Annotated in this window: 12 protein-coding genes and 2 pseudogenes; 11 read left to right on the top strand and 3 right to left on the bottom strand. The window is 68.1% G+C overall.

The genetic code is table 11. The annotated features are described in order from the left end of the window. Positions 1 to 205 precede the first annotated feature (205 nt). The 6 genes and pseudogenes from ABD976_RS20110 (at position 206) to ABD976_RS20085 (ending at position 7,018) form a co-directional block, all read left to right on the top strand. Positions 206 to 1,177, top strand: a complete 972-nt coding sequence (locus tag ABD976_RS20110; protein WP_345365470.1) for a replication-relaxation family protein — start codon at positions 206 to 208, stop codon at positions 1,175 to 1,177. 5 nt (positions 1,178 to 1,182) lie between these two features. Then, positions 1,183 to 1,470 (top strand): annotated as a pseudogene (locus ABD976_RS20105) (hydrolase Nlp/P60); the annotation flags it as partial. Positions 1,471 to 1,813: 343 nt separating this feature from the next. Beyond that, positions 1,814 to 2,737 (top strand): tyrosine-type recombinase/integrase, encoded by a 924-nt coding sequence (locus ABD976_RS20100; RefSeq protein ID WP_345365466.1) that lies wholly within the window; start codon positions 1,814 to 1,816, stop codon positions 2,735 to 2,737. Further along, positions 2,734 to 5,253, top strand: coding sequence for a tyrosine-type recombinase/integrase (locus ABD976_RS20095; RefSeq protein WP_345365464.1), 2,520 nt, complete (start codon positions 2,734 to 2,736; stop codon positions 5,251 to 5,253). Before ABD976_RS20100 ends, ABD976_RS20095 begins: the two co-directional genes overlap by 4 nt. Further along, entirely contained in the window at positions 5,250 to 5,813 is a 564-nt protein-coding gene (locus ABD976_RS20090; protein WP_345365462.1) for a DUF6262 family protein, read from the top strand. The genes ABD976_RS20095 and ABD976_RS20090 overlap by 4 nt, the downstream gene beginning before the upstream one ends. Positions 5,814 to 6,067: 254 nt before the next feature. Beyond that, entirely contained in the window at positions 6,068 to 7,018 is a 951-nt protein-coding gene (locus ABD976_RS20085; RefSeq protein ID WP_345365460.1) for a peptidoglycan DD-metalloendopeptidase family protein, read from the top strand. A gap of 7 nt (positions 7,019 to 7,025) precedes the next feature. Here the strand turns inward: ABD976_RS20085 and ABD976_RS20080 are convergent, their stop codons facing one another. Beyond that, entirely contained in the window at positions 7,026 to 7,934 is a 909-nt protein-coding gene (locus ABD976_RS20080; RefSeq protein ID WP_345365458.1) for an IS5 family transposase, read from the bottom strand. Between the two features lie 359 nt (positions 7,935 to 8,293). Between ABD976_RS20080 and ABD976_RS20075 the strand changes: the two genes are divergently transcribed. From ABD976_RS20075 to ABD976_RS20060, 4 genes and pseudogenes are all read left to right on the top strand, one after another. After that, entirely contained in the window at positions 8,294 to 8,863 is a 570-nt protein-coding gene (locus tag ABD976_RS20075) for a type 1 glutamine amidotransferase domain-containing protein (protein WP_345365456.1), read from the top strand. Between the two features lie 27 nt (positions 8,864 to 8,890). Continuing rightward, the gene (locus tag ABD976_RS20070) at positions 8,891 to 10,039 is read left to right on the top strand and encodes a glutathione-independent formaldehyde dehydrogenase (RefSeq protein WP_345365454.1); all 1,149 of its coding nucleotides are present in this window, start codon (positions 8,891 to 8,893) and stop codon (positions 10,037 to 10,039) included. 99 nt (positions 10,040 to 10,138) lie between these two features. Next, a complete protein-coding gene (locus tag ABD976_RS20065) occupies positions 10,139 to 10,447 on the top strand; it encodes a putative quinol monooxygenase (RefSeq protein WP_345365452.1) in 309 nt (102 codons plus the stop codon). Between the two features lie 140 nt (positions 10,448 to 10,587). After that, positions 10,588 to 11,241, top strand: a pseudogene (locus ABD976_RS20060) (M23 family metallopeptidase); the annotation flags it as partial. 171 nt (positions 11,242 to 11,412) lie between these two features. On the opposite strand, the gene ABD976_RS20055 reads toward ABD976_RS20060, so the two are convergent. Further along, on the bottom strand, positions 11,413 to 11,706 hold the full coding sequence (locus tag ABD976_RS20055; protein ID WP_345365450.1) for a hypothetical protein: 294 nt from the start codon (positions 11,704 to 11,706) through the stop codon (positions 11,413 to 11,415). 379 nt (positions 11,707 to 12,085) lie between these two features. Between ABD976_RS20055 and ABD976_RS20050 the strand changes: the two genes are divergently transcribed. Next, positions 12,086 to 12,754 (top strand): hypothetical protein, encoded by a 669-nt coding sequence (locus ABD976_RS20050; RefSeq protein ID WP_345365448.1) that lies wholly within the window; start codon positions 12,086 to 12,088, stop codon positions 12,752 to 12,754. A gap of 5 nt (positions 12,755 to 12,759) precedes the next feature. Here ABD976_RS20050 and ABD976_RS20045 read toward each other — a convergent pair whose 3' ends face one another. Then, on the bottom strand, positions 12,760 to 13,131 hold the full coding sequence (locus tag ABD976_RS20045) for a hypothetical protein (RefSeq protein ID WP_345365446.1): 372 nt from the start codon (positions 13,129 to 13,131) through the stop codon (positions 12,760 to 12,762). Between the last annotated feature and the right edge of the window lie 55 nt (positions 13,132 to 13,186).

Here is a 13,186-nt window from a genome sequence, read left to right as displayed (position 1 = left end):
TGACCCACCTCGGCGCCTACCACGCCGCCGCCCGCCTGGTCTCCCACGGCGAACACACCCGCCCCTTCACCCTCCACACCCGCCCGCTTCCCGACGCCGTGCCCGGCCGCAGCCGCCACCTCCGCACCACCACGGCACGCGCCGCTGCGGACACCCGCCCGGACGTCCCGAACTAGCCAACCCACGTCCCACGAGGTGCCCTGCCATGAACCAGCTCCCCGCGCGCCAGAACCTCCTCCGACAGGGCCGCACCGACCGGCGCACACCCCGAGCGGCCAACACCGCCGAGCACCAGGCCCGCCTGGCGTCGCGCCTGACGGCGCGGGACCGGTGGCTGGTGGCGATGCTGCACGAGCACCGGGTGCTCACCGGCGACCAGATCGCCGCACTCGGCTTCCCGAGCTCCCGGGCCGCCCGTGCCCGGCTGCGCGAGCTGTGGTGCTGGTCGGTCCTCGACCGGTTTCAACCCGTGCTCGCCCGCGGCACCGCCCCGATGCACTACGTCCTCGGCCCGGCCGGCGCCACCGTCCTGGCCACCGGCCACGGCCTCGACACCACCGACCTCGGCTACCGCCGCAACCGCACCCTCGGCATCGCCCACAGCCTGCGCCTGGCCCACACCATCGGCTGCAACCAGCTCCTCACCGACCTCGCTACCCACGGCCACCTGCGCGCGTGGTGGTCCGAACAGCGCTGCGCCCGGTCGATCGGCGACCTCGCCCGCCCCGACGCCTACGCCCACTGGGCCACACCCCGCGGTGAACTCGGCTTCTTCGTCGAGTACGACACCGGCACCGAAGCCCTGCGCGCACTCGTCAGCAAACTCCCCGGATACCACGAGCTCGCACGCGCCACCGGACAACGCACGCCCGTGCTCTTCCGCTTTCCCAGCGCCCAGCGCGAAGCCAACGCCCGCCATGCCCTCCACCGGGCCTGGACCGAGCTCGACGACCCCGAACTCCTGCCCATCGCCACCGCCAGCCCTGAGCCCGCCATCCATCCCGCTGCCGAAGTGTGGCTCCCGCTGACCACCAGCGGACCACGCCGCGCGCTCGACCACCTACCGCAGGCCTGGCCACAGCCCACCACCGCGCACGAAGACCCACCGGCCGCCACGAGCGCAGCACTGCCACCTCCACCGCCCTACCCCCCGAACAGCGCGCACCCCGCGCGGTGAGCCCGATGCTCCGCACCCTGATCACCGCCGCAACCGCCTTCCTCGGCCTGCTCGTCACCCTCGTCGCCGCCATCACCGGCACCATCGCCACCCTGATCCCCACCAGCAGCGCGCCCAGCGCCGCAGCGCTCGCCGACATCCCCGCCGACTACCTCGCCCTCTACCACCAGGCCGCCCCGCTGTGCCCCGGACTCGACTGGGCCATCCTCGCCGCCATCGGCAAAATCGAAACCGACCACGGACGCCTCGACGCCCCCGGCGTGCACTCCGGCGAGAACTTCGCAGGCGCCGGAGTTATCTCTAGGTCCGTGACGGCATGAGGCACGTGAGGTTTCCGGTCGACACGCCGCGTCCCAGTGACGTATCCGCAAGGTGGCAGGCACGTCGACCTACGGTTTCGGCCATGTCGGCGGTATTCCGGGCGGAGCGGGCGGTCTCTCCGGCAGACGGGTCGGTTGCCTGGGTCGTGATCGACCGTGACTACGACCTCCACACGAAGGTTGCGCGTTCCTGGCTGGGTTGCGGGGTCGGGGCCGGTCGGTCAACACCGAGCGTCTGTATGCCGGGCGGGTTGCGCTGTTCTTGTCGTGGAGTGCTCGCGACGGCGTGGACTGGAGGAACGTCCACCTGGGACAGATGGTGCGGTTCAAGCACTGGCTGGTCACCACACCGCTGCCCTCGCGCCGTCGCGCAGGACACAGCGAGGAACGGTTTCGCTCACCGGGGACGGCGGATGCGATTGTCGGGACGGTGTGCGAGTTCTTCCGGTTCTGTGCCCAGCACGAACTGATCGACCCGCAGGTGGTGACGAGGTTGTATGAGCCCCGGTATCTGCGATTTCTGCCGCCGGGTTACGAGACGGGGGAGGCGGATGAGTTCCGTACGGTGCGGTCGCGGGTGCTGAAGTTCGCCGTCCCGGAGACACCGTTTGAGTTCATCGAACCAGACCAGATCGAGGCCCTGACGCAGGCAACGAGTAACCCGCGAGATCGGTTCCTCGTCGCCTTGGTGGGGATGACCGGGATGCGGATCGGTGAAGCGCTCGGGCTGCACCGCGAAGACATGCATTTCCTCGCCAGCTCCCGCGTGTTGGGCTGCCCGGTGGCGGGGCCGCATGTGCATGTGCGGCGGCGTGAGGACAATCCGAACGGGGCGCTGGCCAAATCGCGGTTTCACCGCTGGATCCCTGTCCCGGAGCAAGCCGCGACGCTGTATGCGGACTACGTCCACGAACGCGGGTGCCGGCTGGATGCAGGAGATCTGAGTCCCATGGTGTTCGTGAACCTGTATCGGCCACCGCTGGGTGAGCCGGTGAGCTATCAGAACGTCAAGGAGATGTTCGACCGATTGTCCCGCTCGGTGGGGTTTGCGGCCCGGCCGCATCTGTTGCGGCATACCGCGGCGACCACGTGGCTGCGGCAAGGCAGTGCACGCGACACGGTGCAGCATCTGCTGGGTCATGTCAGCCCGGCCTCGATGCAGCCCTATCTGCATCCCGACGAAGGCGACCTGCGCTGCGCTGTGGAACAGGGCGCCGAGTGGGTACGGAGGACACGATGAACACACCCGTCATCAAGGCCACAGCCACGGACGCCCTGACCTACCGGCTCGATCACGGGGCGTGGGTGTCGTATCTGCGTGAGCAGATCGCCCCGGAATGGCGTCCGGGCGAGTTCGATCCCGAACGGTGGTTGTTCACCGGGGATCCCGACAACCCGGCGACCACCTCGACGCGGTGCACCGTGCGGGCCTGCGACACCGTGGTCACCTCACGGACCCTGTGCCAGCAATGCCAGCGCGCAGCGGCGCACAGTGACCTGGGAGCCCACGAGTTTCTCGCCTCCTACCAGCCGTCGGTGACGAAGCAGACCCGGACTGACACCAGGTGCGTGGTCGGCAACGACGGCGTGGGGTGTCAGCGGCGTCGCCTCAGTAATCGGACCGGGCTCTGTCACGCGCACACGACCCAGTGGAAGCGCCGCGGCCAACACAGCGGTCTCTCGATGGCTCAGTGGAGCAGCACCCGTGCGCGGCCATTGCCGCCGCGGGAGGCATGTTCGATTGTGGGGTGCTCGGCCGATGCCACGCTCGACATGCGCTTGTGCGGTGCCCACTCGACAGCGTTTCGCCGCAGCCAACGCGCACGTGCCGAGGGTGAGCGCGAGACGGCAGAGCAGTGGGCCAGCGGCCAGCCGCCGTCTCAGTTGCGGGTGAACCAGTTCAGCCTCGCGCTGGTCACCCACACTGTCCGGTTCGAGTTGCTGTATGCGCTGCAGCAGCGTGACGCACAGGGGCAGAAACTCGACCCGGTGGCGATGAAGAGCCTGACCAACGCGCTGCGCGGGCTGGACTCCGTGGCGACCACACCCGAGAGCACGGTGCGGGAACTGATCAGCAAGAACCGCGCCGTCCATGCCTATGCACGGATGCTCACCCGCGTCATCGCGCTCAGGTTCGAGGAGTTTCGCGGTATCCGACACACCGACAAGGATGTGTGGCAGTGCCTGGCCTTGGACCTGCAGACACCCCGTGCGGGGCGTCGGCCCAACCTGACCTCCGTTGACTTCACCCCGATCCAGCAGCAGTGGCTACGGGAGGCCACCAAGGACTGGGTCCGCACCGTGTGCCCGGAGGACACCGGTCAACTGAAACGCACCGTGCAAGTCTGCACCCTCGCCTCGAGGGCGTTGTCCCGTCGGCCCGGCGGAGGCCACCAGCAGCACGAGTTGACCTATGCCGACATGGCCGCTGTGTTCGACGACGTCAGGAAAGCCACTGGCACGGCAGGGAAACTCTACGAGACCCGCTACCGTCGGGGCCTGTGGGCCCGGCTGCACGCGGTCCTCGAACTCGGCCGCAAAACCGGACGGCTGGCCGAGCTCCCCGCAGCGTTCAGCCGGCACCCCTCGCAGTCCATCGGCGCCCTCGAGGTCAACGAAGAGGAACTCGGCAAGGCGATCCCGGAAGCCGTCATCGCGCAACTGGACGCGCACGTGCATCTGCTGGGTACCCAGCGCACCTACGGGCGGTCATGGTCACCGGCGGCCACCGCCATGATGTTTCGTACCGTCTACCAGGTTCTGCGGGATACGGGCCGACGTCCGAACGAAGTCGTGTCCCTGTCCCTGGAGTGCCTCGAGCGTCAGGACGGCGAGTACGCGCTGGTCTACGACAACCACAAGAGCCAGCGCCTGCGCAGGCGGCTGCCGATCACTGGCGCCACCGCCAAGGCCATCCAGCACTGGCAGGACTACCGCGCTGGGCTCGACCTACCGGCTTCCACCCGAGCCTGGCTGTTTCCTTCCTGGGGCGAATCGTGCGGGCCCGGACACTTAAGCACCAACCGGCTCGTCCGGGCGATCAGGGACTGGGTGAGCGCGATACCCGTCCTGGACAGTGACCTCCCCGGCCCCGAGGGCTCTCCGGCGCCGTTCGACCGCCGCTTGATCTATCCGTACGCCTTTCGGCATTCCTACGCCCAGCGCCACGCCGACGCAGGCGTGGCCGTGGAGATCCTAAGCGAGCTCATGGATCACAAGGACCTCACCGTGACCCAGGGCTATTACACGGTCAGCCTGAAACGGAAACGCGAAGCGATCAAGGTCATGCGCCGCTACGTGCATGACCACACCGGCACGCCATTCTCTGGAACTGGGTCGGCGGCCAGCTACGCGTTGAAGTCGGTGGCTGTGCCGTTCGGCAACTGCCTCGAACCCAGCAACGTCAAGGCCGGCGGCAAGCAGTGCCCGATCCGATTCCAGTGCGCCGGCTGCGGCTTCTACCGCCCGGATCCGTCCTACCTGCCCGCGATCGAGGAGCACATCATCGCGCTCAAAGCGGACCGCGAAACCGCGCACGCGATGGAGGTCGACGACTTCGTCGTCCGCAACCTCACCGACCAGACCGACGCCTTCCAGCAGGTCGCTGCCCGGATGCGGGAGAAACTCGAGGCGTTGCCCGACCAGGAGCGCGCCGAAGTCGACCAGGCCAGTGCGCTGCTGCGCAAAGCACGCGCCGGTCGTGACCTCGCCGGTGGCCGCACGCTGCTGCCCCTGACTGTCCAGGACGGGTCATGACCGCGCCCAGCACCGACGGGATGATCCACGCCCGGCGCCGCGACAGCGACACCAAACGCGCCCGCGTCCGCACCACACTGCACCAGATGCTGGAAGCGGGAACACCCATCACGTTCGCCTCAGTAGCCCGACAAGCGCAGGTGTCCACCTGGCTGGTCTACGCCCCCGGTGTCCGGGAGAAGATCGAGTCCGCCCGCACACAGCAGAACAACGAAACCCCCGCACCGCGCCACGATCGCGAGCACAGCCGTGGTCTGGAAACCGATCTTGCGTTGGCCCGCGCGGAAATCACCCGTCTGCGCGCCGAACGCGACCAGCAGCAACAACAGCTACGACACGCGCTGGGCGCCCGCATGGACAACCTCGCCAAAGCCGATCTCCTCGCGAGAGTGGACGAACTCACCCGCCACAACCACGAACTCGCCACCGTCGCCGAACAACACCGCACCGACAACCAGCGCCTCCAGGCATGGGTCACCGAACTCGAAGACGACCTCACCGCCGCGCGCACCAGCCTGCGCCGCATGATCCGCGCAGACAACCTCCACACCGAGAACTAACCGGCCCCTCGGCACGAGCCACTCACGCCTCGCTACGCGACCACAACCGGAAAGACGTGCCCGCCGCGCTCCGCGTTGGCCCCGCGACGCAAGTCGCCTCAGAAACACCTCGATCGTTTGCAGCTGTCGCCGAGCAGGCGTGCCCGATCCGCGCGCAGCACCTGTCCCACCTCAGCGAACGGCACCGGAAAACCCGCTCGTCCCACCTCTAACGCACTCAGCCGGCTTGCCCCTCGTCCGCCTGGGAGTTCGTCATGCTCGTCAAACTCATCGCCACCGGGATCGCGGCGTTGCTGTTCTTCGTCGTCCTCATCGCCGCCGCCGCAGCCAGCATCCTCACCGCGTTCACCAACGCAGGCAACTCCGGTTCCCACCAGCCCAGCCCCCACGCCCTGGCCGACATCCCCGCCGACTACCTCGCCCTGTACCAACAAGCCGCCCCAACATGTCCCGGGCTGGACTGGTCCATCCTGGCCGCCATCGGCAAAGTCGAAACCGACCACGGCCGCAGCACCCTGCCCGGCGTCGCTGAAGGAACCGTCAACCACGCCCAGGCCGGTGGGCCGATGCAGTTCCTGCAACCCACCTTCGACGCCTACGACGACACCATCCCACCCGGCGGCGCCACCCCACCCTCCCGATACAACCCGCACGACGCCATCCACGCCGCCGCCGCCTACCTCTGCGACTCCGGCGCACCCGAAGACCTCTACACCGCGATCTACGCCTACAACCACGCAGACTGGTACGTCCGCAAGGTCCTCGCCCAAGCCGAGCAATACCGTACAGCCGCCACCGTCCCACCCCAGGCCGGAGGCTGGGGCGTGCCCGCCCAGGGCACCTGCACCTCAGGATTCGGCCCGCGTAACGGCGAGAGGCACAACGGACTCGACATCGCCGCCCCCACCGGCACACCCATTGTCGCCGCCACCGACGGCACCGTCATCGACTCCGGCCCCGCCACCGGCTACGGACTCTGGATCCGAATCCAACACCCAGGCGGCGTGATCACCACCTACGGGCACAACCACACCAACCACGTCCAAAGCGGCCAGGCAGTCCGCGCCGGGCAACCCATCGGCGAGATCGGCAATCGAGGCGAATCCACCGGACCACACCTGCATTTCCAGATCGACGCCGGCGGGCAGCCGGTCGATCCGGTGACCTACTACCAGCAGCAAGGAGCACCGTCGCTCTGCGGCTAGGAGCTGTTTAAGAATCGATTTTGGTGAGGCTGCGGAGCCAGATGTCGATGTTGGCCACGTGCACGGTTGCTTCGTAGCGGAGGGCAAGTTTGTCGTAACGGCAGGCGACCGCGCGGTGGTGTTTGAGCTGGTTGATGCCGCATTCCACAGCGTGACGCCGCTGGTAGGTCCCGGGATCGAAGGAGGGTGGTCGGCCACCGCGTGAGCCGCGGGCGCGGCGGTGGACGGCTTGATCGCTCGGGGTCGGGATCGTGGACGGGATCGCTCGTTGCCGCAGGTACGAGCGGTTCGCCCGGGAGGAGTAGGCCTTGTCGCCCAGCACACGATCCGGGCGCCTACGCGGGCGGCCGCGCCCGCACCGCTCGACCCGGATCGCCTCGAGCACGGCGACCATCTGCGGGCTGTCAGCGCGTTGACCGGCGGTGATCAGCAGTGACAGTGGTTTCCGGCCCTGTTCACAGGCCAGGTGGAGCTTCGTGGTGAACCCGCCCCGGGACCGCCCCAAGGCATGATCGGCTGGTTCGTCGCCGGGCGGTTCGACCTGCTTGCCGGGCCGGCGGCGGGCTCCGGCGGCGTGCTGGTGGGCCCGGTTGATCGTGGAATCCACCGACACCTGCCAGTCGATCAGCCCCGCCTGGTCGGCCCACGCCCGCAGCGCCGAAAGGATCCAGGGCCACACGCCCTCACGTTGCCAGCGGCGAAACAGCTGATAGATCGACAGCCAGTGCCCATAGCGTTCCGGCACATCCCGCCACGGAGCACCGACCCGCACCCGCCACCGGATCCCGTCCAGCAACTGCCGCCTCGCCCATTTCGGACGACGACCTACCCCAGGCCGAGGCGGCAGCACCCGCTGCAACGCCTGCCACTGCCGGTCCGTCAGATCCTTACGCGCGCCAACCGATACGCTTCCCACTGAGGTCTCCGGATAGATGTTGATCTTCTTCGTCGCTGATCCATCTACCGGAGACCTCCCTACTTCCCGACAGAGACCCCTCGTTCTTAAACAGCTCCTAACCCCCACCACCACGGGCGCGGCTCAGGCGATGCGCACCATCTCGGCTGTCCGCTCCCCAGCGCGGCCCCGCCGGGCGCGCGGCGCATTCCACCGGCGCTGCCGGGCTGGCGGTGAGCAACCGTGGGCCCGGTGCGGGCCACCGTCCGCACGGCCCGCCGATCCGCGCTGGCCGCCAGTCGACGGGTCGTTTCGTCCTGGTCTGACCGGGGTAAGCCTTCGCTGTGGTACTCGCCACACTATGAGGAGGCGTGATTCCCATGGCAGATGAGCTGCGCGGCCAACGGGTCGCGATCCTGGCCACCGACGGTGTCGAGCAGGTCGAACTCACCCAGCCCCGCCAGGCGGTCGAGCAGGCCGGGGCGCAGGTGACGCTGCTGTCGATCCACACCGGGCAGATTCAGTCGATGAACGCCGACATCGACAAAGGCGACACCTTCACCGTCGACCGGTTGGTCTCCGACGTTTCCGGCGACGACTTCGACGCCCTGATCCTGCCCGGCGGCACGGTCAACCCTGACGGGCTACGGGTCAACCCGGACGCGGTGAGTTTCGTGCGGGACTTCGTGGGCTCCGGTAAGCCGGTCGGCTCGCTGTGTCACGGGCCGTGGACGTTGGTCGAGGCTGGCGTGGTCGGCGGCCGCACGTTGACCTCGTTCCCCAGTATCCGCACCGACATCCGCAATGCCGGCGGGAACGTCGTTGATCAGGAAGTCGTCACTGACCAGGGTCTGGTCACCAGCCGCGACCCCAACGACCTGCCCGCGTTCTGCTCGAAGATCGTCGAGGAGTTCGCCGAAGGCCGTCACCGGGCCCCTGCCCAGTCCTGAAGTCGACCCGATCCAGAGGAGAAGAGCATGAAGGCACTGGTCTACAACGGCCCCCGCGACGTTTCGGTCTCCGACGTCCCGGACGCGCGTATCGAGCATCCGAACGATGTCCTGGTCAAGATCACCGCGACGAACATCTGCGGGTCGGACCTGCACATGTACGAAGGGCGCACCGACTTCGAGCAGGGCCGCATCTTCGGCCACGAGAACGTCGGCGAGGTCGTCGAGGTCGGCGACGGGGTCGACAAGGTCGCGGTCGGGGACATGGTCTCGGCGCCGTTCAACGTCTCCTGCGGGCACTGCGAGAACTGCGAGCACGGCCTGACCAACTACTGCCTGCGCGCCAACGTGGAGGGTATGGCCGGCGGCGCGTACGGGTTCGCCGACATGGGAGGCTGGGCCGGCGGCCAGGCCGAGTACCTGCGCATCCCGTGGGGCGACTTCCAGTGTCTGCGCCTGCCCGAGGATGCGGCCGAGAAGCAGAACGACTACGCGATGCTCTCGGACATCTTCCCGACCGGCTGGCACGCAGTGGAGATGTCGGGGCTGAAGCCGGGCGAGACCATCGTGATCTACGGCGGCGGCCCGGTCGGGCTGATGGCCGCCCTCTCCGCAAGCGTCAAGGGGGCGGCGAAGGTGATGGTCGTCGACCGCCATCCCGACCGGCTACGCCTGGCCGAGCAGATCGGGGCGATCGCGATCGACGACTCCAAAGCCGATCCGGTCGAGCAGGTCACCGAGCACACCAAGGGGGTCGGCGCCGACCGCGGCGCCGAGTGCGTCGGCTACCAGGCCCACGACCCCCAAGGCAACGAGGACAACGCGGCGACCCTGAACAAGCTGGTCGCCTCGGTGCGGTTCACCGGCGGCATCGGCACCGTCGGGGTGTTCATTCCGCAGGACCCCGGCGGCCCGGATGAGCTGTCCCAGCAGGGCAAGGTCCGCTTCGACTTCGGCAACTTCTGGTTCAAGGGCCAGCAGATGGGCTGCGGGCAGGCCCCGATCAAGCGCTACAACCGCCAACTGCGCGACCTCATCGCCGCCGACAAGGCCACCCCCTCCTGGATCGTGTCCCACAACTTGCCCCTGGAGAAAGCCCCAGACGCCTACAAACACTTTGACGCCCGCGAAGACGGCTGGACCAAGGTCGTGCTCAACCCCGGCCAGGCCGCCTGACTTGTCCCTCGCGCGGCTCTCGTCACCCGGAGGGGCGAAGGCCCCGGGCGATGAGAGCCGCGCCTGTGGCCAGCACCCGTTTGAGTAGGAGGCCAGAAAATGGCTGCACCAGTTACCGTCGGACTCCTCGTCCGGATCGAGGCGCTACCCGGACGAGAAAGCGACGTCGAGAACTTCCTGCAGCAGGGGCTCGGCATCGTAGAGCAGGAGCCCAACACGGTGCGGTGGTTCGCCATCCGTTTCGGGCCCTCGTCCTTCGGCATCTACGACGCCTTTCCCGACGACTCCGGTCGCCAGACCCACCTCTCGGGCCAAGTCGCCCAAGCCCTCGCCGACAACACCGGCACCCTGTTCGCCCAGCCCACCATCGAACCGGTGGACGTGATCGCCGAAAAACCCCCGACCTGAGGTGCCCCGAGCAGCCGGTGCGCCGCTGCGGGCGGCAGCCCACAACGCTCGACCCACACGGGAGATCATCGCGTGCCTCACGTGACTGAACCTGCGACAGGTCTCCGATCAGCTGTTTACGCCCGTACCTGGAGATAACCGGAGGACCCATGCAGTTCCTCCAGCCCACCTTCGACTCCGTCACCGCCCGCCACACCCTCCCGCCTGGCGGGGCCACCCCACCCTCGCGCTACCACCCGCACGACGCCATCCACGCCGCCGCGCACTACCTCTGCGACTCCGGCGCCGACAACGGAGACCTCCGCGCGGCGATCTTCGCCTACAACCACGCCGACTGGTACGTCAACAAGGTCCTCGCCCAAGCCGAGGACTACCGCGCCGCAGCGACCACCCCCGCGACTTCGGCCGGCTGGACCCTTCCCGTGAACGGCCGGTGCACCTCCGGCTTCGGCCCACGCCCAGGAGGCTTCCACCGCGGCCTCGACCTGGCCGCACCGACCGGAACTCCCATCGTCGCCGCCGCAGGCGGCACCGTGCTCAACGCAGGCCCCGCCTCCGGCTACGGCCTCTGGGTCCGCATCCAGCACCCCGGCGGCACGATCACCACCTACGGCCACAACCACACCAACCACGTCACCCCAGGACAACCCGTCCACACCGGACAGCTCATCGCCGAAGTCGGCAACCGCGGCGAGTCCACCGGACCACACCTGCACTTCCAAATCGACACCGGCAACAGCGCCGTCGACCCCCAGGCCTTCTACGCACAACGAGGCCTGCGGCTGTGTCCTTAGCAGCGTCTTTCGGTGTCACTTCAGTCGCCCATGGCGGGCCGTTGAACAATGGTGGCGGCGAGCTGGACAGGCAAGACGGAACCCCGGCGCGTCGGTCGCGCCGGGGTTCCATTGCCGATGGCGACGCGGATCGGTGCCGACGCTGGTCCTCCGCCCGCTGGTCTCCGCCGGTCAGGTCCGGTCGGTCACTGTGAGCGCAGCCAGTATCTCGTCGCGCTTGTTGATGTAGTCGTAGCCCTCAACGGGGACGGGGTACAGGGCGAGCAGGTCGGCCAGTGCGTCTCGCTCATCCGGGTTTACCGGGACGTCGTGTTTCGCCAGCACGGCGCACATGATGTCCACCATCTCGTTCCACTCGCCGCCCTGGCCGGATTCGCGACACATCCGCAGTTGATCGGGCGAGAACCGATCCGCCAGCCGTTCGAGCAGTACCTGTGCGTCTCGGCTCAGCTTGACCAAGTCCATTGCTGATTATCACCATTTTCGCCGTGTTGAGGTCGTCGGTGTCTTCGGCGAGCTTGCCCAGCACGAACCTCAGCGCCTTGTCGACGTCCTGGATGGCGGACATGCGGTGATCATGCCCAGTCCCCCCGACGTCGTGCTCTCTGTCGAGCAATTGCGCTGCTAGGTTCATGGCATGGCTGATGCCACCACCCCCATGGGCCCGCAGTCTTGCCGGTGGAAAGACCTGCGTAAGGAACCGATCGAGGAACTGATGTGCCGCGTGGAGGGTGGTCTCGGCGTTCGGCTCGATCGGGGCACCGCGAGGACGAAGCGGCGGTCGGTCGGTGCTCGCAGCGACCGAGGCACGTGGGTCCGGATCGAGGCCCGTCCGCTGGTCACGATGTCGGCCCAGGGCCAAGCGGGCAACGGCATGGAGGCCGCCGCACTGCTCCACGGGATCGCCAAGCCGGAGTGGTACCGCGGTCTGTCCTGGCACGACCCGGCCGACGGGCTGGCCTGGCGTGCGGACGAGGTCGAGCTGGTCACCGCCGACCCGGTCCAGCGCGGCGCGCTGTGCGACGACGTGTTCCCGGCGGATGCCTGGTGGGCTGCGCTGAACGACTCGATGAACGCCCTGGCCGGTCAGCACACCACCCGAGTCGCGACGCCGGACACGGAGGTGATCACGCAAAAGCTGGTCACCCGCGAGATCGAGAGGGCCTTCCCGGGACGGGTGGACTCGACGATCACCGGGCCGTGGACGCCTGCGCACGCGGATCTGAACTGGTCGAACCTCACCGGACCGGAGTTCTGGATCCTGGATTGGGAAGATCACGGCATGGCGCCGCGCGGGCTGGACTCGGCGAACCTGTGGGCCAGCTCGTTGACCGTGCCGGAACTGGCCGAGCGGGTCTACCGGGAACGCCGCGCTGACCTGGAGACGCGGCCGGGCAAGGTCATGGCGCTGTTCTGCGCCGCCAAACTCCTCAACGACTCCTCCGTCCCCGCGTACCTGCGCGAGATCGCCACTCGCGAAGCGGACAAGCTCGTCAACGGTCTCGAGCGCTGACGTGCTCACCCCGTGATCAGGTCGCGGTAGCGGTGGATCGCCGTTTCGCTGATGGCCTGCCGGGTTGCGGCGCAGAGGTCGCGCAGGTGGTCGACGTTGCTGGTGCCGACGGCGACACGGGCAACGGGCGGTAGCTCGTAGGCCAGTCGGAACGCCACCTGCGGCGTCGTGCACTGCTGCTGGTCAGCCAGGAACGCGCGAAGATCGATGGCATCCCACACGGGGTCTGCCGCACTTCCTTGACCGACAGACATCTCCCGCCCGACACCGGCGGCGGTGCCATCGATCCTGCGGCCTTCGACGAGTCTCGCGGCTCTGCCGCTGAGAATCCGTCCGAATCCGGAAGTGCCGCCACAGCATCGCGCGAATCGCTCCATCGCGCCGGAATGTCAAGCCGCATAGGGACCGGGCGCAGTGCACGACCGGCATGGG

It is taken from the genome of Saccharopolyspora cebuensis, assembly GCF_039542665.1.
Taxonomy (GTDB): Bacteria; Actinomycetota; Actinomycetes; order Mycobacteriales; family Pseudonocardiaceae; genus Saccharopolyspora; species Saccharopolyspora cebuensis.
This window is presented reverse-complemented; position numbering and strand designations above follow the sequence as displayed.

Coding starts and splice junctions, on each gene's coding strand:
- ABD976_RS20055 (WP_345365450.1), bottom strand. CDS start 11,706: ATGGACTTGGTCAAGCTGAGCCGAGACGCACAGGTACTGCTCGAACGG.
- ABD976_RS20065 (WP_345365452.1), top strand. CDS start 10,139: ATGGCTGCACCAGTTACCGTCGGACTCCTCGTCCGGATCGAGGCGCTA.
- ABD976_RS20070 (WP_345365454.1), top strand. CDS start 8,891: ATGAAGGCACTGGTCTACAACGGCCCCCGCGACGTTTCGGTCTCCGAC.
- ABD976_RS20095 (WP_345365464.1), top strand. CDS start 2,734: ATGAACACACCCGTCATCAAGGCCACAGCCACGGACGCCCTGACCTAC.
- ABD976_RS20100 (WP_345365466.1), top strand. CDS start 1,814: ATGGTGCGGTTCAAGCACTGGCTGGTCACCACACCGCTGCCCTCGCGC.
- ABD976_RS20090 (WP_345365462.1), top strand. CDS start 5,250: ATGACCGCGCCCAGCACCGACGGGATGATCCACGCCCGGCGCCGCGAC.
- ABD976_RS20045 (WP_345365446.1), bottom strand. CDS start 13,131: ATGGAGCGATTCGCGCGATGCTGTGGCGGCACTTCCGGATTCGGACGG.
- ABD976_RS20075 (WP_345365456.1), top strand. CDS start 8,294: ATGGCAGATGAGCTGCGCGGCCAACGGGTCGCGATCCTGGCCACCGAC.
- ABD976_RS20110 (WP_345365470.1), top strand. CDS start 206: ATGAACCAGCTCCCCGCGCGCCAGAACCTCCTCCGACAGGGCCGCACC.
- ABD976_RS20085 (WP_345365460.1), top strand. CDS start 6,068: ATGCTCGTCAAACTCATCGCCACCGGGATCGCGGCGTTGCTGTTCTTC.
- ABD976_RS20050 (WP_345365448.1), top strand. CDS start 12,086: ATGTCGGCCCAGGGCCAAGCGGGCAACGGCATGGAGGCCGCCGCACTG.